The organism is Alteromonas sp. 14N.309.X.WAT.G.H12 (assembly GCF_036697315.1).
In the GTDB taxonomy this organism is placed as follows: Bacteria; Pseudomonadota; Gammaproteobacteria; order Enterobacterales; family Alteromonadaceae; genus Alteromonas.
Genome location: NZ_JBAHZB010000017.1, coordinates 13,153 through 34,354, shown reverse-complemented (window position 1 = coordinate 34,354; position 21,202 = coordinate 13,153). Strand labels below are relative to the sequence as shown.

Below are 21,202 nucleotides of genomic sequence, written 5' to 3'. Positions count from 1 at the left end.
GCTAGTTTTAGCTTAACGGCTACAGAAGCCGCTGCCGTCACCTTGTGATGGGATGCTACCATCAAGTTGTTCTGTCATATTGGCCACGCGATAGCTAATAAACGACGTTAATCCGTAAAAATTGCCCACGCTCGACGTCTGGTTTTGTTCATAAGCAGAATAGGAATAAAATGCCGTTGGATCATTGGCCACATCGTCATTGATAAGGGCATCAAGGGTGGCCACCCGCAGGGCAAACTCGGTGCTGGATAAAGGCCCGTCTATAAGGGTGTTTAAGTAGCTATGATAGGTGGCCAAATTATCGCTATCGGCTAACACCTTCGCGATTAGTGGGCGTTCCGATAGGGCTCCCACCGTGGGCTCATCAATATAGAGTTCACGGATATCAACATTATTACAGCCTTGAGAAAAAGTGCCGAAGGACTCATTGAGATCCCAAGGTATCATTGAAAAGACATTGTCTTGCTCATAGATGTAATAGTTGTGTGCAAGCGAGCCGTGATAACTGTCTAAATTTGATAATGACACACTGACCGCCAAATAGCGCAGTACCGAATCTTCATCAATGACGCTTAAGTCATCATCGTATTCCATGGCGTAAACCAAATCTAAAAATGCGCCATTATCTGAGGTATCTTCATTGGTTTTTAACTCGACGCCGCTGTAACTGGAAAAGTCGTCATCAATGTATACAAGATCACTGCCTGTACCATCGGGTTTGTATAAATCACCGTTGGTATTGGTAAAATTTTTGACAATAAATTCTTCGTTGACAAACTCAACCAACAAATACAATCCTTTCAACTCGCCGTTGACATACACATTTACGTAGCTGTGTTCCGGCGTGGCCACCCCCATATCGTCCATTAACTCATAGGCAATATACTCACGCATATAGGAGGGATCGTTATACATGTTATTGAGCACAAATTTCTCCATGCCTAACAATTTTTGCCCACTTACGTATTCGTTAACATCAATGTTGAAGCTAAAGCGTTCACTACCTGATTGATATACAGACTCTAGGCTCGAGTTCCCCTTGGTTCTGATGGCCACTTCGTCTAAGGTCACATCCTTATAGGTCACGGAGGCCAGGTGATATTCCTCATCGAGAGCATTATCGAGGAGGTCTTGCCACTCGTCTTCATCGATTTCAAAATATATGGACTCAACCACATCTTGATCATAAACCGTCGCCACCTCGTTGGCACTGCCTTGTGTTACTGCCAGGGTGTTAACCGTCCAGCCACCATCGGTGGTCAGGCCATAGCTATAGCCTTGAGATACGTCGCTGTCCTGCCATTCAAGATAGTCTAGGGTTTCGTCATCTTTGATGAGACTCAGTTCATCTTCTTTCCCCAGTTTGAAGGGCACATAGTTGGTACCCGGATCGGTCTCGGTGGCGTAGATAACGGCATATTCCCCGGGCGCTAATGAAATATCAGGTAAACTTACCGCGTCTATATCATCACTGCTGTCGAGGACTTGATAGTCGCTTAATAAGAGGGTGTTGTCGCTGTTGTTATACAACTCGAACCAATCGTCGCCATCATCGCTGGCTGAGGCAACCACTTCATTGATAACAAGGGGGCCATGGGTGGCGGTGGTATTGCTGGCTAAGGGCGTGGGGGAAAGGGTGAAAGTCCCGTCACTACCGTCAGGGTAACGGCCATAACTGTAGCCGATTAATGCCTCTCCCTTATCCCAGCTTAAATAATCGATTAGATCACTGCCAAGGTACAAGCTTACTTCATCGGATGAGCCCAATTTAAACCCCACGGTTTCTGCGTCATCAAGATCATCATCCGTGGCATAGACTCGATAAAATTCCCCCGCAGCAATGGTGACATCAGGCAGTGAGTATAGCTCGCCGTCTTCATCGGCCACGGTGTAGTCGCCAAGATAAACTGATTCATCCCCTGTGGCGTAAAACTCAATCCAGTCATAACCGTCGTTTTCGTCTTTGGCAACAATTTCATTAATGCGCAGTTTGGCGTCGTTGTTGATAATGGTGTCTGCTACCACCACCTCTTCCGTTAACGCTTCATTGGCACTACCTGGGGTGGGCAACATGGTTTGGGCCGTACCTGTGCCATCCTCATAAAGGCCATAGCTGTATCCTTCTTCTGCGTCTCCGTCTTGCCAGTCCAATTGACTTATTAGGGTAGCGTCTTCATAAAGATAAACGGCATCATCACTGCCTAACTTAAAGGTGACGTAATAGTCAGAATCGGTGGGGATGTCGTCTTCATCCACCGCTTGAATCACGATAAATTCACCGGCAGATAAGGCCACCGCCGGTAAGGTTTGCGCCTCGTGATCGGTATCATCGTCCACCACGCTATAAATGGACAGGTCAGCAATATCGGTATTGGCATAAAGCTCAATCCAGTCATTGCCATCATCTTCGGCAGCGGCAACGATTTCGTTTACCACCAAGGCTACTGTAGTGCTTTCGTCCTCACTGCTGTCATCTTCGGCGGTGGTATCGTCGGAGGTGGTGTCAGAGGTCGTATCGGAAGAACCACAAGCATTAAGCGTTGTTACGATCACCAAAAAACAAACGAGTTGAAAGACGTAGCGCCACTGCATGAACCGATCCCTGATAGTCAATATATGTCAATTATGTATACTTACAGGATAATTGCGCAGTGACGGTGCAGAAATAATGGAGAATTTGTGCAGATGGATTAAAAAAGCAGCCGAAGCTACTTTTTTAATTGGGGGTTATTGGGCTTTTTTAAGTTTTTTCTTGAGTTTTTTCACTTTGCCTTCGTGTTTTGCGATTTTTGCTTTTCGTGCCTTAATTTCTTTTTTCAGGGCTTTGGTTTTGTTCGCCATGTTGGCATCTCCGGTTGTTATTATGTATATGGCGGGCATGGCGATGTCTGTTTTTTTGCGGCGTTCGCTATGCCTACATGCCTATCTATAGCACATACCAAAATAACCGCAAGGTATGGCATTTTTGGCTCGTCAGCCTGATGGTACTTAATCAGGCTGACCTTATTGAGCAAAATGTGTAATGTACTTAGAAGGCATAGGCCACTTTCAGTCGCAATGTGCGAGGTTCGATAGGGTGATAGTGCACATCTTCAACGGCGGAGCTTTCTGATTGCAACTGGGATTCGTACAGGTAATCAATGTCATGATCATCGCTGTCAAAGAGATTTAACGCCTGCAAGGTAACGGCCCAATTTTTATCTTTCCAGTTTACCTGTGCATTGACGACGGTAAGGCTGTCTGATTCTACATCACTGTAGCTATCTAGGGCGCGGGGACCAAAGTGGCGTAAACGTAAACTGCTGTCCCAATTTGATGCAAATTGCCAAGTAAGCCCGGCACTTATCACTTCACCAAGGGCACCGGTAATGTAATTGCCTTCATCGTCTTCGTTTCCTTTGAAGCGAGAGTGGGTGAGGGCCAATTCCATATCGGCGCTGAAGGTATCATTAAACCAGTAGTAAGCGGCGACTTCTGCGCCGTAGCGACGGGAAGCGCGAGACGCTTCAGTGTTGCCAGCGTCACCGACATAAAGGAGCTCGGAATCTAAGGTTAAATACCACAGGGATGCCGAGACGTTGAGAGCTTTGCTGGTAAAGTAACGTAAGCCCATTTCGGCAGTGTTACCTTTTACCAGTAAATCTACGGGGTCGGCATCTTCACCGGTTTCTGGATCAATGGTCAAGGTACTGCCGCGGGCATCATTAGAATGGAAAGATTGACCGGCATTAATATAGCCTTCAACGCGGGTGGAGAATATGTAGCTTAATCCCGCTGAAAAACTCATGATATCGTCATTTTTACTGCCCGAATTTTCTGGCGTATCACTGTCTACGTCCACATCAAAATAATCGTAACGTGCACCTAAACGAAGGGTTGTGCGGGCGTTGAGTAATAAATCACCTTGATAGAAATAAGAAAATGAGCGTTCATCGACAACATCATCGCTTACCGTGCTAAAACGTACCCGCTCTTTACTGTGGTGCAAGCCAACTTCGCCAATGTCATCGACGCGTACTTGCATCCCGACTAGGTGGGTCCAGTCCATATTGGTGGGGCTGGCGGAAAAATGATAGCCGGCCTCTGCGCCGTATATTTGTCGCTTGTCCACTTGTTCAATCTGATCGCCATTTACCGGATCAGATAAAAAATAGGTGAAGTTAGAGAACAAATCGAGATCACTGTCGATGGCATAGGCCGACACGTAAAAATCATCAATGGTAATGTTTGTGGACAGGCTGTATCGACTGGAGGTTCCCCCCACCGTGGGATCGATGGAGCCGAGTTCATCAATTAATCCACTCTCTACGGCACGAGAGGGGATCTGATCGGCGGAATTCCAACTGTTGTCGTAGGCCATTGCTGTGACGGTGATTGTTCCCCGGTTGGTTCTCGTGGTGAGATTGAACAAGCCGTTGACCTTTTCCACGTCTTCTTCAATATCCGTCCACGGGCCGTCATAGGTATTTAACTCGCCACCAATAAATATCGATGAAGCCTCGGTGTGGAAGGATTTTCCCGCCACCGCTCGCACATAGTTGTCTTCACCCGCTGACATGGAAATGATGTCTTTAGGTAGGGCAGAGATTAAACTGAGTGAGGCTGAACCTGCGGTGGAAAAATCTCCTTGCAATGCACTATATGCCCCCTTGCTGTATGAAATATGGTGGACAAATTCGGGGATAATAAAGTTTAAGTCGGTATAGCCTTGGCCGTGTCCGTGGGAGCGCATATTCACCGGCATGCCATTGACCGAGGTGCTAAAATCAGTACCGTGATCCAGATTAAAACCCCGTAAAAAATATTGGTTTGCCTTGCCGGAACCACTGTGTTGGGTAACCACCATGCCCGGCACCAGTTCCATCATCTCACCGGTGCGCAGGAGCGGTCGATTGGCAATTTCGTCCTGCCCGATAATGCCTGATGAAGCGGCAATGGCATCGCCGATAAGGCGGGTTTGTCGGCCAACAACTTCAATTTGTTCGATGTCGAAACCGTGGGCAGTCACATGGCTTGATGCCACAATGCAGCCGGTTAAAAGTACATTTCTCACAATAAAACAGCCCTTATAAGTACCAAAATCGGCGAGCACAACGGGCTTCTCCGACGATGTTCGACACCCGTTGTCGATGATACCTCTTATCAAAACCTTGGGTATCTGTACGAATGACAAATGGTGTCTATTTTTCAATAAAGATAAGGGAAGAGGCAATGCTATTGAACGGGGAAAATGACGTACATGACGAACCTGGATGTAAAATGTATTAACAAAATGTCATTTCGGGAGTAGTAAGCTAAAGCGAATACTGTAAAGTAAGGGACTGAAGGAATACAAAACAGCACGACGGAGAAAGAATGAAAACCCAAGCACTGATATTAATGACGCTTTTTGCTCTTGGCGCATGTACGCCAAACGAAGATCCTGAAGTAACACTTACCGCGGATGAGACGCCGGAGGCAACAGAGACATTTGCTGTGCTATTTGGCGGGACGAAAGTGGGCTCATTGGTGATTAAACATGAAAACGAAAAACAATTTATTGAGTTTGGTTTTAGTAATAATGGCCGGGGGGCTAGTTCATCGGAATCCGTCAGTCTTAATGAGGCCGGTGTCCCCGTGTCTTGGCATATTGAGGGGAAAACGGTATTTGGCAATCATGTGGAAGAAACGTTTGAAGTAAAAGAAGGCGTAGGGAGTTGGCAATCATCCTCAGAAGAAGGGGAAATACCCTTTACCAAAAACGGGATGTATATTTCACAGTATACCAGCCCTTATGGTCTTTACCTTTTCGCCAAGCCCTTAATTGAGGCGAAGCTTTCATCGTATCCGGCTATCCCTGGCGGAACACTCACCTTAGAGGCCAAGAAAAGTCTGCTTCTGAGCGCGGAAGATTCTGAACAACAGCAGGAAGTCACCTTATATGCTATAGGTGGGATCTTTATGGATCCTGAATATTTGGTAACGGATAAAAACAATAACCTAGTGGCTGTGGTGTCGCCCCGTTTTGCGGTAGTAAAGCCAGAATTTATTCATGAAGAACAACGTTTGCGGGAACTCACTGCCGAGCTGAATGCCAACCGGTTTCACGATATAGCCAAGCGCTACACTCACTTATACGACAAACCGGTGCGCATTAACAATGTACGTATTTTCCAGCCTCAGCAAGGTACATTAAGTGATTTAGGCTCCGTGCTCATTGAGGGCAGTCATATTGTTGCTATCGAGGCCGTTGTGGCAGAGCCAAAAGCCGACGAAGTGACCATTGATGGCGCCGCTGGCACGCTCATTCCGGGCCTATATGAAATGCACGGGCATATGCAAGACAATGATGCCCTGCTTAATGTGTTGGCCGGGGTGACGTCGGTGAGGGATATGGGAAATGAAATTGAGGTGCTCGATGACCTAGTGGAAAATATTCGTAATGGCACGTTAATTGGCCCCCGCATTTATAAAAGTGGTTTTATTGAAGGCAAAAGCCCCTTTAGTGCGGCAACCGGAGAATTAGCCAGTAACGAAGAAGAAGCCGTAGCTTTGGTAAACATGTATGCCGATCGGGGTGATTATCATCAGATAAAAATATACAACTCCATTAACGGTAAGTGGGTACCTGCTATGGCCAAAGCCGCTCATGAACGAGGCATGCGAGTAGCCGGACATGTGCCAGCATTTTCTAATGCCGATGAAATGATCGCCGCGGGCTATGACGAGATCACCCATATTAACCAATTGATGTTGGGCTGGGTACTTGAGCGTGATGAAGATACCCGCACGCTGTTTCGTATCACCGGTATGAAACGGTTTGTGGGGTTGGATTTAAACAACGACAAGGTGCAACGCACCCTTAACGCCATGGTGGAAAAAAATATTGCCATTGATCCTACCACGGTGATCCACGAAAACGGCATGTTGTCCCGTAATGGTGAAACCCGCACCGCCATGGTGGATTATATTGACCATATGCCTCTTGATGTTCAGCGTTCCGCCAAGGTGGCGATGCTCAATGTCAGTGATGAAGCGGAAGATAACGCCTATCGTGAGGCCTTTGATAAAATCATTGAAACCCTCGCGTACATGCACAAAAAAGGCATTTTAATTGTACCGGGTACCGATATGGGCGGCGCTTTTGAACTGCACCGGGAACTGGAGTTATTTCAATCCTTTGGCATGAGCCCGGCAGAAGTGATAACCCGTGGCAGTTACGACATGGCGCGCTATCTTGGTCAAGATGACAAACTGGGTAGCATTGAGGAAGGCAAACTGGCCGATTTCTTTTTAGTTTCGGGCAATCCTGTGGAAGATCTTAAAGCGATTAAGAAGGTCGCCATGGTGATCACCGATGGTAAGGTGCTTTTCCCCACCGAAATTTATCCGCAATTCGGCATACAACCTTTTACGCCGTTACCGTCAGTGGCACCCTGACCTAAACCCTAGGTGTCGGAGCATTCCCGGCACCTATTTCCTTTTATTTATTCAATCATGCCTTAACGTTTATCTTTGCTAATGGGCACGGGCGTGTGTGGTTGGCCGCCTTTATCATCGTCCTCTTCATTTAGTGCTTGCTGAATAAGGGATTCTAATTGGGCGAAGAGTTTTAGGTAGTTATTGTCTACCCGCTCACCACTGGCGTCATCTTTCCATGCTTTGTACAGGGTGTCGCTTTGTTTGGCTTCAATGCGATTGTAGGCTGCTTTTTGTCTGGCCACTTGAATGGGGTTACACCCTAAGGTGCGTAACGCTTCTGCCCCTAATTCCAACGCAGAATGATAGGTTTCCGATACGGTATAGTCGGCGCCGGCTTGGCGTAAACGGTAGCCATGACCGCGGTCAAACGCCCGTGCCAGCACTCGCACATGAGGGTGAGCATGTTTGACGTATTTGACGATATCCACCGTTGTTTCTCGGTTATTGATGGCCACCACCATTAAGGAGGTTTCCTCAATACCGGCGGTATGCAGCATGTCTGGTTTTGATGCATCACCAAAGTAAGCATGGGTACCGATTTTTCGCATGGCATCAATTTGTTCAGAGCGGATATCCAGCACCACGGTTTTAAAGTCGTTGGCAAGGAGCAGTCGGTTTACGATTTGACCAAAGCGACCAATACCGGCAATGATCACTGATCCTGGCTCATCAATGGTATCGGCCAGGCGTTCATTGCTTTTGTTTTCTAACCGAGGAAGGATCACTTTATCAAACAGGATAAATAATCCGGGAGTTAGAAACATAGACAAAGCAACCACCAAGGATAAGGTGGCAATGATGCTGTTGGGCAACACATTGTTTTGCGCCGAAAAGCTGAGTAAGACAAAACCGAATTCACCGGCTTGGGCCAAACTTAATGTAAATAGCCATTTGTTGCCATCTTGCAGTTTAAATAACCGCGCAATGATATACAAAACCACCGCTTTTACGGCCATAACAAGTAATGTAAGGGAGACAATAAGCACGGGTTTGTCGGTGAGCACCTGTACATCAATACCAGCGCCTACGGTGATAAAAAACAGCCCCAGCAGCAAGCCTTTAAAGGGTTCAATATTGGCTTCCAGTTCGTGTCTAAACTCGCTGTTCGCAAGTACTACCCCAGAAAGAAAAGCCCCGAGGGCAGGTGACAGCCCAACCAGACTCATCAGCGCGGCGATACCGATAATGAGCATTAATGCCGTGGCGGTAAATATTTCCCTAAGCCCCGAGGAAGCCACAAATTTAAACAAAGGCCGACTGAGGTAATGCCCCCCTACCGTTACCAAGGCAACGGAGCCAATAATAATAAGGGCGTATAGCCAACCGGGCAGACCTGTCACCAGGCTGACATTGTCCGTGTCGTGGGCGGAAGTTTGTTGCGACATGGCGGCCAATTCCGGTAATGCCAGCAAGGGAATAATGGCGAGCATAGGAATAACGGCAATATCCTGAAAAAGCAAAACGGAGAAGGCGTTCTTTGCCCCTTCGGTTTGTTGTAGACCTTTTTCCTGGAAGGTTTGTAATACGATGGCGGTGGAGGACAGGGCAAATATGAGCCCCACCACCAAGGCAATGGAAAGAGGCTGTCCTAATGCGGAGGTGATGGCGCAAATAAACAGGGCGGTAAACCCTACCTGTATGCCACCTAGACCTATTAAACGGCCTTTCATGGCCCACAGCGCTTTAGGCTCAAGTTCTAAGCCCACTAAAAAAAGCATCATGACCACACCGAATTCGGCAAAATGCTGAATGGTGGTGGTTTCATTGCCCACAAGGTTTAGGACAGGCCCAATAAATACGCCAGCAATAAGGTAGCCAAGTACCGAGCCTAATCCCAGACGTTTTGCAATGGGCACGGCAATCACTGCTGCAATCAAATAGATGAAAGCCTGTAATAAATATTCTGTCATTTAATGGGTCCTGCAAAACATCATAGTGGGGCACAAGGTCGTTAAATTAACCTGAAAGTTGTTGAAGGATCCAGTCTGCATAGTGATGACGATGCTCGACCTGTTTGTCGTTAACACCAAATAATATGATCTGCTCATCGTGACGGGCAATGCCTTGGGTATAGCATTCGCCGGCAGTGCGCGGTAACCAGAATCGGCTGTCCATGATCAGGTTACTTAACATTTGACTATCTACGGCGTGATACGAAAGCGCAAGGTACCAGTCGTTCGTGGTATTAACGGTTAACTCTTGGTTGCGAAACGCTGACCATTGCCCACCAAGGTAGCGGGGAAGTGGTGGCAGATTTCTCAACCCATGGTGGGGCTGATTTGTCCACTTTTCCGCCAATGTGGCGCGGACTGGATCAGCACCGAGTATATCACAAGGTGGCGTTGAAATTTTAGTATCATGGAACAGAGGTGCTATGGAAGCCGGTGGTGTCCATGGGCTGGCACGAGTATAAATGGGTAGATTTAATTCACTATAAAGACGAATAAGGCGATTAATGACCTCGGAAAACTTAGCGTAGCCAAAAAGGGGCTTTTGTTGCTGTGTAAGGGCCGGTATCTCATGTTTTTGATATGATTTTCGCCCCTTCGCTGGCACTGCGTCGGCGCAGGCGGCGAGGGTTTGTTGTATTTGTCTTTGATTGGGAAAGTTCGTAATAAGGGTGATAGTGTGCGAAGCATACCAGCGTTGTTTATAGGCAAGGATGTCATTGGCGCACAAGGCCATTAGCGGGCGGGAAAATCCCCCGGCGCATAAGGTGGCAACCTCGCTGTTGCTATACAGGTCTGGGTTGTCTATCCATTTTTCAATGGCGTGGGTGTATGGCCGTTGACGTTCATAAAATCTGAGTTCCTGATAAATAACCCCGTCTTTTTCCTGTTTAATCTCATTGTCGGTGTATTGCTGATTAATGATTCCGGCATACAAAAATGCGATTGCCTCAAGAAAGCGAGAAGGCGATCCTGCCGTTACCGGCATTTGCGCAAAGACCATGGTGATATCGCCCTGGGTGGAGGCATTGATGGAAAGGGGGGACAAGGCCAAGGTGGCAAACAGGTTATGGGGGCTTGGAAACGATGGTGATGTTCGAAAGATCAGATGCTCCGCCACATGAGCGATGCCGGTATAGTCATATACCGGCGTATTGATGACAAAAACCGCACCATAGCTGTCGGTACATTGGGTGTCATGCAGTATTGTTGTGCCATTGTCACTGGTATACACGCTAGCCATAGATTAGAGGGTTAACACATCAATACTGTTTTTCGGATCCCGCAATATCAGGGCTTTTTTCTTGTTTTTGTGAGACGCTAAGATGGCGTTTTTAATGGTATGGTGATGAGGCGATTTGGCACATACAGGATCGGCCTGAAACATGTCACCGGTTAACATATACGCCTGACAGCGACAGCCGCCAAAATCTTTTTCTTTCTCATCGCACTGGGCACAGGGGGAAGGTAGCCAATCGGTGCCGCGAAATTGATTAAAGGAAAAGTCCTGATACCAGATTTCGGCTAAGGATTTCTCCTGCACGTTTGGAAAGGTCAGAGGTAGAATTTTGGCACTATGACAAGGCAGGGCGGAACCGTCTGGTGCTACGGTTAAAAATGTAGATGCCCATCCGTTCATGCAGGCTTTGGGGCGTTGGTCATAGTAATCCGGAGAAACAAAGATAAATTTCGGTCCCTTTCCTTGCTGTTTTGCCCGAAAAGCATTGAGTTTGGCTTCTGCCTGTTCAAGTTCCTGTTGGGTGGGCAGCAGTTGATCGCGATTAATATAAGCCCAACCATAGTATTGTACGGTCGCCAGTTCGACAAAATCCGCATCAAGTTCGCAACTGAGGGCCAGAACATCATCCATTTGATGGATATTTTGCGATGTCAGGCAAAAGTTCAGCACCATAGGGTAGTCGTATTGTTTGATCAGTTTGGCCACTTCCAGTTTATTGGCAAAGGCATGGCGACGATGACCAATAAGATCGTTGGTGTCGGCATTCGCCGCTTGAAAACTCAGCTGAATATGATCAAGGCCGGCTTCTTTTAATGCGGCAAGGCGCTTCTGTGTTAACCCGATGCCAGAGGTAATGAGGTTGGTATAAAACCCCAGTTCACTGGCGTGGGCAACCATGTGTTCCAGATCTTTGCGTAATAAGGGTTCGCCGCCGGAAAAACCCAGTTGTACAGCGCCCATTTCCCGGGCTTCACTGAGTACTCTCAACCAGTGGCTGGTATCCATTTCATCCTGTTTTGCCGTCAGATTCACCGGATTAGAACAATAGGCACAATGCAGTGGGCAAGCATAAGTCACTTCAGCTAATAACCATAGTGGTGGGCCGGGTGTGGGCGTCGTCTCATTGTTCATAATGGATCCACTCCTTATTTTCCGCTTCGTTAAGAAAGTCTTGAATGTCGTCGCTGATACTGTCAGGAGCTTGTGGGAATTTCCTTTTCAATGCGTCGATAATGGCTTCAACGGTGTGAACACCATCTACCTGCAAGAGTATTTCTGCCGCGCTGGGATTGAGCTTTACCATGCCTTCGGGATAAAGCAGGACATAGCAATCCTGGGCTTTTTCAAATTGTAATTTATACAGCTTATTGCGAATTGGAACAGGCATTACAGCATCCCCTTATGACAAATGGATTGATCGCTAATACCGGTAAAGGGCTTTCTATTAAACTCATAGGCTAAACTGATGGCATCAGCCATGGACCAGAGCACATCCAATTTAAACTGCAGGATATTTAACGCATTTTTTTGTTGTTCATAGGTGGTGAAATGATCAAGGGTAATGGCCAATCCATGATCAACGTCTCGGCGTGCTTGACTTAGTCGCATTTGAAAGTAACTAAATCCCTCGTCATCAATCCAAGGGTAGTGGGTGGGCCAGGTGTCCAAGCGGCTTTGATGAATTTCTGGTGCAAACATTTCCGTTAAGGAAGAGCAGGCCGCTTCTTCCCATGTAGCACGGCGGGCAAAGTTAACATAAGCGCCAACGGCGAATTTCACCCCAGGTAATAAATGGGTTTCGTCTAATAATTCATCCCGGGTTAATCCCACGGCTTCGCCAAGACGCAACCAGGCTTCAATACCGCCTAATCGGGGATCCCCTTCTTCACCATCATGATCCAAAATACGTTGGATCCACTTTCTGCGGGTGTTCATATCGGGACAATTGGCTAAAATCGCCGCATCTTTCACGGGAATGCACACCTGATAATAAAATCGATTGGCGACCCACCCTTGGATTTGCGCTTTGCTGCATTTGCCGGCATTCATAGCCTGATGAAAGGGGTGGTAAATATGGTAATACTCCCCTTTTGCTCTGAGCTGTTGTTCAAATTCGTCTCGGCTCCAAGCTGTGTGGCTGGTCATAGGGCCCCCTCCTTATGGTGGTTAAGTTACAGTTCAATATGCATACCGTCGTAGGCCAATTCGATATTGTTATCCAAAAGGTATTGATGCGCGTGTGATGATTCATCGAGCACCGGGTTGGTGTTGTTAATATGAATAAGAATTTTTCTTTTGATGGCAAAACGATTCAATAACGCCACCGCACCCTCTTCACCATTGACGGGCATATGGCCCATTTGGGTACCAAGGCGTTGACTAAATCCATTGGTGATCATCTCGTCGTCCAGCCATAAGGTACCGTCAAAAAGTACGCACTGAGCTTGGGCTAAGGTGCGTTCCACTAATGGACTGGCCTGCACACAGCCCGGCGCATAGAAAAGGCTATTGCCAGTGCGGCTATCTTCTATCTGCAAGCCAATATTATTCCCCCGCACTATGTTATCCCGATAGGCAGAATAGGGCGGGGCATTCGAGGCTAATACGATGGGTTTGAAGATTAATCCTTCGGCGCCTTCTGCTGTAAAGGCGGCATCTTCATCGGTCTTAATGCGCCGTCTTTGTAAGCCACCATTCCAATGCTTTAGCATGGGAAAAAGGGGAAAGGCATCAGTTAAATCTTCATAAACCACATCGGTGCAATAGACCGGCAGGGGGAGGCCTTCACGCAAGGTTAATAGGCCCGTTGTATGATCAATTTGACTGTCAGTAAGAATGATCGAACGAATCGATGTCCCCCGTTGCTGGGTTTGGCTTTTGGGCCAAAGGGCCGGGGTTTGATTTATTTGCTGACGGATGTCAGGTGAAGCATTGATTAATACCCAATCTTCACCGTTTGCCGATACTGCAATGCTTGATTGAGTGCGGGCTTGGGCGTTAATGGTGCCTGAACGAACACCTTTACAATTGCGACAATGGCAATTCCATTGTGGAAAGCCACCACCGGCGCCAGCACCGAGAACGCGAATATGCATACATCACCTGCTACATTGCCCGCTGTTTTACTACGGGTGAAAAATCAATAAAAAAGGCTGCGCAAGGCAACCTTTGTCGTGGCGCGTCTTCACCAGTACTTCAATGTGTACCAGTGTGCATGCGCAAAGATCCAATTGATTAAATACAACCTATCGTGGCTGTAGCTAACAGGATCCTTAGCGGTTCTTTATATACAAGGTGACTTCGAACCCTAAACGCATTTCACTGTATTGCGGCTTTGTCCACATAATGGAGCTCCTGTTTTTGTTAACGATGATTTAACATTCACTTCGATTATATGCCAGGGTATGGGGGAAAAATATAGTACTTTGGCGTCAGTTAAATTCCGCTATTTACTACTTTGGGAGGAGGGGAGGCATCACAATGCGCCTGGTCTAAAAGGTATTGAAATAACAGCGGCAGCGGCCGTGCTGTAGCGCTGCCTCCTTTGCCGTAAGTAAAACTGGTGCCGGCCACATCTAGGTGCGCCCAAGGTGTGTGTGCGACAAATTGCTTTAAAAAGCTGGCTGCGGTGATCATGCCAGGTGCATTGGTACCGGCATTTCTCATATCCGCGCAGGTAGACGCAAGGGGGGCATCATAATCGTCCCACAATGGCATTTCCCATGCGGTATCATGGGCCGTATCGCCTGCTTGGCAAAGGGCACGGGCCAAGGAGGGGGTGTTACTCATTAAGCCACTGGCAACATGGCCAAGGGCTGTAATAGCCGCGCCGGTGAGGGTGGCCACATCTATCATGACCTTTGGCGATAAGCTCAAGGCATAGGTGAGGGCATCACATAAAATGAGTCGACCTTCAGCGTCGGTACTGATCACTTCTACAGTTTGACCCGAGAGTGTGGTGATTACATCTCCGGGGCGATAAGCGCCGCCGTCAGTCATATTTTCCACCGTGGGCACCAACACACTGATGTTCAGGGGAAGCTGGTATTCCGCCACGGTTTGAATCAGTCCGGTCACCGCCGCTGCGCCGGCCATATCGTAAATCATATTATGCATGCCAGGGGCGCTTTTAAGGGTAATGCCGCCGCTATCAAAGGTGACGCCTTTGCCAATAAAAACATAGGGCGGGGTGTTGGCGTCGGTGCCTTGATAATTCAGTACGCAAAGGTAAGGAGGATGTTGGCTACCTTTCGCCACAGCAAGTAAAGCGCCCATGCCCAGTTTATCCATGGTCACTTCATCAAGAATATGGGAGGTAACGTCAGGGTATTGTTCGCTCAGGGTTAAAGCCGTATGGACAAAGGTGTGTGGCGTACAATGATTAGCCGGGCTATTGGCCAGATCTCTCGCTAAAGACATCCCTTTGGCAAGGGCGTTAAATTTGCGTTCCATGGCGCTTTGCTCGTCAGGTTCCATGGTCATAGACGGTATGATATGCAGGTTTTCAAAGCCAGTGCGAGGGGGGGAGTCGGTTTTATAATGGGCAAACTGGTAGTGTAAATCCACGCCTGCCAAGCAAGCTAGCGTCATACAGCTTTCGTGCATAGACGGGAAATCAGGGAGGGCGATGGCAAGGTTGTTTGGCCGCCATTGGCCGATAAGGTCGGTCACACCTAGCAAGGCCTTTTTCCAGCGATAGCCATTGAAGGCGTGCTTTTCTCCTAATCCCAAAAACACAATATGAGAATACGGGGTGTGGGGTAAATCCACAAGATAGCGGACAGTGCCGAGCTCTGGGCTAAAGTGTTCGCTAGCAAGGTGCTTTTGGGCCACAACCGAGGCCTTTTTATTGAATAGCGTATCTATTAGCGCAGGGGGAGCATTTTCAAAAACAGGGATGACAAGGGCGGTGTCAAAGGGGGTCTTTGCCGTGGAAGGAGATGTCACTGTAATTTGCATAAAATGTCTTTGACGAAAGAAAGGATCTTGGTGCCATAGTGGCGAACAACCACTGAAAAAGCAAAGCCAATACACAAGAGTGTATCGGCTTAAAGGTACTTACCAGGTAACACAGATTTTACCAAAATGACCACCGGATTGCTGGTACTCAAAGGCGTCAGATAGGGCTTCGAAAGGGTAAATTTTATCCATAAGAAGTACAATCGCTTTCATTGTTTAGCTTCCGTGTTAGGTCAATCTGATGCTAGATTAATTCAGATTGCCCCTAACATGGTATTCAATTGAATCATACTCGGTATTACAAGGCCGTATCTTACAGTACCGTGATGACGTCTTCTTTTGCCAGGCGAGACTTAGGAAGGGGGGCGTTATAATCTTCCTTATCGTCATGATAGCCAATGGCCAGCGCAACTTCACAAACATAACCGTCTAGTTCGTCAGCGAAAATTTCGCCAATAAGATCTTTATCTACGCCTTCCATGGGGGTGGAGTCGATGCCAAGTCGGGCCACGGTATGCATGGCATTACCCAGTGCTAGGTAAGTTTGCGCCCTAGTCCAAGAGGCATTTATGCCCTCTTCATCGGTATTGAGATCCACAAAGGCGAAGGCGCCAAAGGCTTGATCCTTTTCGTCCGCTTTCATTCGACCATCTTCAATTTGCTTGTCGATCACCCGGCCATAGTCTTCACGGCGATATTGTGGTTTGTAAGCAAACAAAATTGTATGGGAAGCCGCTTTTGCATGCTTTTGATTAAACTGAAATTTGTGTTCAAAAGTGTCGTGCAGGCGTTGTTTTGCTTCATCACTTTCAATAACAATGAATTTCCACGGTTGAGAGTTAATGGATGACGGTGACAGGCGAAGAGCCTCATAAATTACGTCCATATCCTGTTGGGACACTTTGCGGGTAGCATCGTAATGTTTAACCGTATATCGGGTGTTCAATTCATCAATAATGGGGTGTGTCATACATAATTCCTAAATGGTTACAGACAGTCTCTACGTCAATGGGCCTAGTGTAACCCCTATATTTTTAGATAAAAACACGATAATATTTGAATAATTATCAAAAATAAATTGATATTATGAACCTTGATGATTTACGGATTGTTATAAATGTGGCGAAGTTTCAAAGCATTAAACTTGCCGGTGAGCACCTGTCTGTGCAAACGGCCACCGCCAGTGCCGCAGTTAAGCGCGTAGAGCGGCATTTCGGCACCGAGTTATTTATCCGTTCCACCCGCCACCTGCGTTTATCCCCAGCAGGAGAGCGATTTCTGCCCACCCTGGAACAGGCGTTTAATATGCTGGGGAATATTGAGCAGGAAGTTCGTAGCGAAAAAGATCAAATAGAGGGGGAAATCCGTTTGTCGGTTTCTTCTGATTTTGGCCGCAATAAAATCTTGCCGTGGTTAGATGAGTTTATGGTGAAGCATCCGAGCCTGAGTATAAAATTACACATTAGCGACAGCAATATCGATTTTTATCGTGATCCGGTGGATTTAGCCCTGCGCTATGGCTCACCGAAAGATGCCAATATTTACGGCTTTAAAATCTGCGACGTGCCTCGCATTTTATGTGCGTCTAATGACTATTTACACAGGTTTGGTACTCCCACAACACTTGAGGAATTACAACAACACAACGGTTTGCTTTATCAGTTGTATGACAAGGTCTATGACCACTGGGATCTTGAAGCGGATGGTCAGGTAACCAAGGTAAGAATGCGCAGTAATCGCGCCTCTAACGATGCCGAATTAGTGCGTCGTTGGTGTGTGGCGGGAAAGGGGATCGCCAATAAATCCTTGCTGGATATGGCCGATGATCTGCTGGCAGGAAAGGTCAAACCGATTGAGCTATCCCATGCACCGCCCCGGAGCCATTTGTGGTTGATCTGTCCAACCCGACAGTTAATTACCCCCCCGGTTCGCTTACTCAGAGAGTTTATTAGCGAAAAATGTGACACCGTTTTTACCCACCTAAAGCAGCAACACCTCTACCCTGTTTCCCACTGAGTTAACTACCCGCCGTCGGTTATAACCGACGGTTAGATCTATTTAATAAATAATTCTCATTAAGGTTGTAATTTCAGCTATCTTTATATTGAAAGCATACTTGAAGTAGATCAAAGTATTTCATGGAATGTTTCACTAAAGTAAGTGTCTCAATATTTAGGTTTCTTTCGCAGGTAGTTCGTCGAAAGCATTCAGGTCCTTATCGGAGATATCAACATGACTGTATCTGCAATACATCGCACACAAGCTGAGCAAGCCATTAGGACAGACGAAGCCCACGTCTGGTTACAATGTTTCAGAATGTGTAAACGTTGTCACCCTCTTTCAGAAACATTGACGGAATATGAATTTAGTGATGGAAGCAAAGTGATCCTCGACGCCAGTTATCCCTTTCCTATACCAATAAAGTCTATGGCGGCATTACGTATAGCCTAGTTGCTTTATACTTGTTTTGAAGCCCTCATGGAGGGCTTTTTTTATTTTTAAACGGCTATATTTCTACAAACTGGGTGAGTTGTGATGTGGTGGTCTGCGCAAGGCCTTGGGCGGCGATGGATTTTTGTCGAATATCCTGCAATTGTTGCTGCATGTTATCACTGAGCGCGGTGATATTATCCACCGCATGCAAGGTGTCTTGATATTGCTGTTTGAGGGTGTCCACTTCTAGGGTAATACTGTCAAAATTCGCCATGTTTTTCTGAAAGTCTTGGGTCATCTTGCTGAAAGTTTTCATTGTGCCATTCAGTTTTTCTTCCATATTGCCGGAGGCGACAATCAACTGTTCGGATTCTTTTTGGGTATCAAGCACCAGCCGTTCCATATCATTTAAAAATGCGCTTATTTGCTGTGTGGCATCGGCAACTTTGCCAGAAAGGGCCCTTACCTCGTCCGCGACCACAGCAAAACCTCGCCCAGCATCACCAGCACGAGCCGCTTCAATGGCGGCATTTAACGCCAGAAGATTGGTTTGATCGGCAAATTCCTCAACCATTTTTAGAATATGCCTCACATTCCCGGCATTGTCCTGTAAACCGGACACGGTTTTCGAAAAGCTGGAAAGTAAACGAATGATTTCCCGCAGTTGGGTTTGAGATGCGGTTAAGGTGCCATTGGCGTTGTTGGCTACGGCCAGATTCTCCTTGTTGCTTAAGGCGACTTCTTCGCTTTCTTGTACAATATGTTCAATCCCTTCATTGACCCGACGGGTTTTAGCGGCAACTTCATGGCTGTAGGTTTTTTGGTGTTCGGCTTTAATCGATGCATTATCCACCATATCAGCCATCTGCTTATTGGTTTTAGACGTACCTTGGGCTTGCTGCTGAATTTGTGTCATCAGTGTATCTAAGTTGTGGGTAAACAGATTATAGGCGTCGGAGAGATCGCGAAATTCATCTTGTGTAAAGGCAGGTAATTGCGTGCGCAAATCGCCTTGGGTATGGTTAATATTGTGCAAGGTAGCCAGTAAGGCTTTTACCGGTCTGACAATGAGATAGCGCAGGTAAAAGATGGTAAATACAAAACCGGCAATACTCATGAGAAGGGTCACAATTAATGCGGGTTCAAACAGACTACTCTCGCTATTTTGTGTCTTTTCCAGACTGCCACAGAGCAAAAAGAAAATTACCATTTGCAAAAGAAATAAAAAACCAATATTTCCTACGATTTTTCTGGTCAGTGTATGAAAAAAAGTTTTCTCAATATATTTGTAAAAGGCGAGGAACATACTCATGATAACTGGATGACAAAGAAGTCTAAGATACCGCAATCAAAAAACAAATGTCGACCGCTTATGTATTGATTTACTTTAAGACGTATAAAAATTGATATACATCATAAAACCTGTTTTTTCTGATTTTTTTGTGATGAAAGCACAAGTTTTAGCGCAACAAGACATCAATAATTAAAAATATTTTCAGGGGATTATATGAAGTTAAATACAATTGCTCTTGCCTTATTGGTTTCTGGAAGCCTTTGTGGCTGTCAGCCTTCCGCACCTGGCGAGGAAAAAATCCAGACCCAATCGAAAGACGAGATCAATGCTGCACGCATGTTGCTGGACGAGCAAGTCGACCACTACACCCAGGCGTTTTTACACCAACAACCTACGTTAGCCACGATGCTGGCCGTCCCTCAAGAACAAGCGGGGGGAGAATATAACAGTCGTTTTCCAGATTACTCTGTGGTGGGCATGAAAAGGCTACAGCAGACCATGGAGGAAGCCCAGCAAGCCCTTAGTCGGGTCAAGACTGAACACTTAAACCAAGATGCCAAAATGCACCAGCAGATCTTGACAAATATTTTTGAATATTACACGGGCGATGTGGATTTTTCCGGTGGCTATATTGATACCTGGGGGGGACACCTGCCGTATATTATCAACCAGATTTCCGGCCCGTTAATTGATGTGCCCAAGTTGATGCAGGTACAGCAGTCGGTGTCCAACGAACAGGAGGTTGAGGCCTACTTAATCCGTCTTGCTAAGATGGGAGAGTTTGTGGATCAGGTGGTGGGGAAATTCAAAGCGGATGAAGAAAATGGCATTATTTTGCCAAAAAAACTCCATCCTAAAACCCTGGCGTTTTTTAACCGTTTTCTTGAAGCACAGCCCGCACAGCATGAGTTGGTAACCACCTTTGCCGCTAAACTTAAAAAGATAGACGGTGTCACTGAAGCCCAGCGAAAAGAGTGGGTGGCTCAGGCTACCGCGTTGGTAGAAACCGTCGTGTATCCGGCCTATAACCGAGCCAGAGATGCGGTGTTAGAAAGTGAAGCCATAGCCAGTAACAATGATGGGATATGGTCACAGCCTCAGGGAGAGGCGTTTTATCGTCACGAAATTCGTTTCCTGGGCGATTCCGATATGTCAGCGGAAGAAATTCATCAGCTTGGCCTAACCGAAGTGGATCGCATTTCCACCGAGATGGATAAGATCTTAAAAGCCAATGGCTACAGTGACGGTACCGTTGGGGAACGGATGAAAATGCTGGCCATGCTACCCGGTCAGGTGTATGACACCACCGATGAAGGACGACAGGCGCTTTTAACCTACTTAAATGAGCAAATTCATTTGGTGATGGAAAAGGCCTCCACGTATTATGGCACCGTGCCAGAACAAGGCGTTGAGGTAAGACGTATACCGCCGGTATCCGAGGCTGGAGAAGCCGGTGGTTTCTACTCGCCGCCGTCATTGGACGGTTCGCGACCTGGCATCTACTGGATCAATCTGCGGGATATGAGTGCGGTGCCAAAGTTTGGACTTAAAACCCTGACTTACCATGAAGCGGTGCCTGGGCATCATTTCCAGATTGCGTTGAATATGGCGCAGCAAAATATCGGTCTTTTGCGGCAAAATGCCCCTTATAATGCGTATGTTGAAGGCTGGGCTTTGTATTCAGAATACTTTACCAGTGAATACATGGGCATGTACGACGATGATCCTCTTGGCAATCTCGGTCGCCTGCAGGCCGAACTCTATCGCGCCGTGCGATTAGTCGTGGATACCGGATTACACTATAAGCACTGGACGCGGGAACAGGCCATTGATTATTTCCATGCAACCACCGGCACATCCTTGTCG

The 21,202-nt window shown here is 46.9% G+C and carries 16 protein-coding genes; 4 read left to right on the top strand and 12 right to left on the bottom strand.

The features are described from left to right. Positions 1 to 12: 12 nt before the first annotated feature. Positions 13 to 2,592 (bottom strand): CotH kinase family protein, encoded by a 2,580-nt coding sequence (locus tag V5298_RS07610; RefSeq protein WP_332930861.1) that lies wholly within the window; start codon positions 2,590 to 2,592, stop codon positions 13 to 15. 436 nt (positions 2,593 to 3,028) lie between these two features. Continuing rightward, positions 3,029 to 5,053 (bottom strand): TonB-dependent receptor, encoded by a 2,025-nt coding sequence (locus V5298_RS07605; protein WP_332930860.1) that lies wholly within the window; start codon positions 5,051 to 5,053, stop codon positions 3,029 to 3,031. Between the two features lie 302 nt (positions 5,054 to 5,355). Between V5298_RS07605 and V5298_RS07600 the strand changes: the two genes are divergently transcribed. Next, positions 5,356 to 7,419, top strand: a complete 2,064-nt coding sequence (locus V5298_RS07600; protein WP_332930859.1) for an amidohydrolase family protein — start codon at positions 5,356 to 5,358, stop codon at positions 7,417 to 7,419. A 62-nt stretch (positions 7,420 to 7,481) separates the two neighbouring features. On the opposite strand, the gene V5298_RS07595 is transcribed toward V5298_RS07600, so the two are convergent. The 9 genes from V5298_RS07595 to V5298_RS07555 all read right to left on the bottom strand — a co-directional run bounded on the left by V5298_RS07595 (position 7,482) and on the right by V5298_RS07555 (position 16,579). Then, positions 7,482 to 9,371, bottom strand: coding sequence for a monovalent cation:proton antiporter-2 (CPA2) family protein (locus tag V5298_RS07595; protein WP_332930858.1), 1,890 nt, complete (start codon positions 9,369 to 9,371; stop codon positions 7,482 to 7,484). Positions 9,372 to 9,417: 46 nt separating this feature from the next. Further along, a complete protein-coding gene (locus tag V5298_RS07590) occupies positions 9,418 to 10,644 on the bottom strand; it encodes an insulinase family protein (RefSeq protein WP_332930857.1) in 1,227 nt (408 codons plus the stop codon). 12 nt (positions 10,645 to 10,656) lie between these two features. Then, complete coding sequence (gene pqqE / locus V5298_RS07585) at positions 10,657 to 11,781, bottom strand: pyrroloquinoline quinone biosynthesis protein PqqE (protein WP_332930856.1); 1,125 nt, start codon at positions 11,779 to 11,781, stop codon at positions 10,657 to 10,659. Continuing rightward, positions 11,771 to 12,037, bottom strand: a complete 267-nt coding sequence (pqqD, locus tag V5298_RS07580; RefSeq protein ID WP_332930855.1) for a pyrroloquinoline quinone biosynthesis peptide chaperone PqqD — start codon at positions 12,035 to 12,037, stop codon at positions 11,771 to 11,773. Before pqqD ends, pqqE begins: the two co-directional genes overlap by 11 nt. Further along, positions 12,037 to 12,795, bottom strand: a complete 759-nt coding sequence (pqqC, locus tag V5298_RS07575) for a pyrroloquinoline-quinone synthase PqqC (RefSeq protein WP_332930854.1) — start codon at positions 12,793 to 12,795, stop codon at positions 12,037 to 12,039. The genes pqqD and pqqC overlap by 1 nt, the downstream gene beginning before the upstream one ends. A 26-nt stretch (positions 12,796 to 12,821) precedes the next feature. Further along, positions 12,822 to 13,745 carry a pyrroloquinoline quinone biosynthesis protein PqqB gene (gene pqqB / locus V5298_RS07570; RefSeq protein WP_332930853.1) on the bottom strand — a complete coding sequence of 308 codons (924 nt, stop codon included), beginning with the start codon at positions 13,743 to 13,745 and terminating at the stop codon, positions 12,822 to 12,824. 177 nt (positions 13,746 to 13,922) lie between these two features. Further along, the gene (gene pqqA, locus V5298_RS07565; protein ID WP_332930878.1) at positions 13,923 to 13,994 is read right to left on the bottom strand and encodes a pyrroloquinoline quinone precursor peptide PqqA; all 72 of its coding nucleotides are present in this window, start codon (positions 13,992 to 13,994) and stop codon (positions 13,923 to 13,925) included. Positions 13,995 to 14,085: 91 nt separating this feature from the next. Beyond that, a complete protein-coding gene (locus tag V5298_RS07560; protein ID WP_332930852.1) occupies positions 14,086 to 15,609 on the bottom strand; it encodes a leucyl aminopeptidase in 1,524 nt (507 codons plus the stop codon). A 313-nt stretch (positions 15,610 to 15,922) separates the two neighbouring features. Beyond that, positions 15,923 to 16,579, bottom strand: coding sequence for a nitroreductase family protein (locus tag V5298_RS07555; RefSeq protein WP_332930851.1), 657 nt, complete (start codon positions 16,577 to 16,579; stop codon positions 15,923 to 15,925). Positions 16,580 to 16,695: 116 nt separating this feature from the next. Between V5298_RS07555 and V5298_RS07550 the strand changes: the two genes are divergently transcribed. Continuing rightward, positions 16,696 to 17,625 (top strand): LysR family transcriptional regulator, encoded by a 930-nt coding sequence (locus V5298_RS07550; RefSeq protein ID WP_332930850.1) that lies wholly within the window; start codon positions 16,696 to 16,698, stop codon positions 17,623 to 17,625. 216 nt (positions 17,626 to 17,841) lie between these two features. Next, positions 17,842 to 18,060 (top strand): hypothetical protein, encoded by a 219-nt coding sequence (locus tag V5298_RS07545; protein WP_332930849.1) that lies wholly within the window; start codon positions 17,842 to 17,844, stop codon positions 18,058 to 18,060. Between the two features lie 55 nt (positions 18,061 to 18,115). On the opposite strand, the gene V5298_RS07540 is transcribed toward V5298_RS07545, so the two are convergent. Next, entirely contained in the window at positions 18,116 to 19,252 is a 1,137-nt protein-coding gene (locus tag V5298_RS07540; RefSeq protein WP_332930876.1) for a methyl-accepting chemotaxis protein, read from the bottom strand. Between the two features lie 297 nt (positions 19,253 to 19,549). Between V5298_RS07540 and V5298_RS07535 the strand changes: the two genes are divergently transcribed. Further along, positions 19,550 to 21,202, top strand: a 1,653-nt coding sequence (locus V5298_RS07535; RefSeq protein WP_332930848.1) for a DUF885 domain-containing protein, incomplete at its 3' end; no start/stop codon positions are given.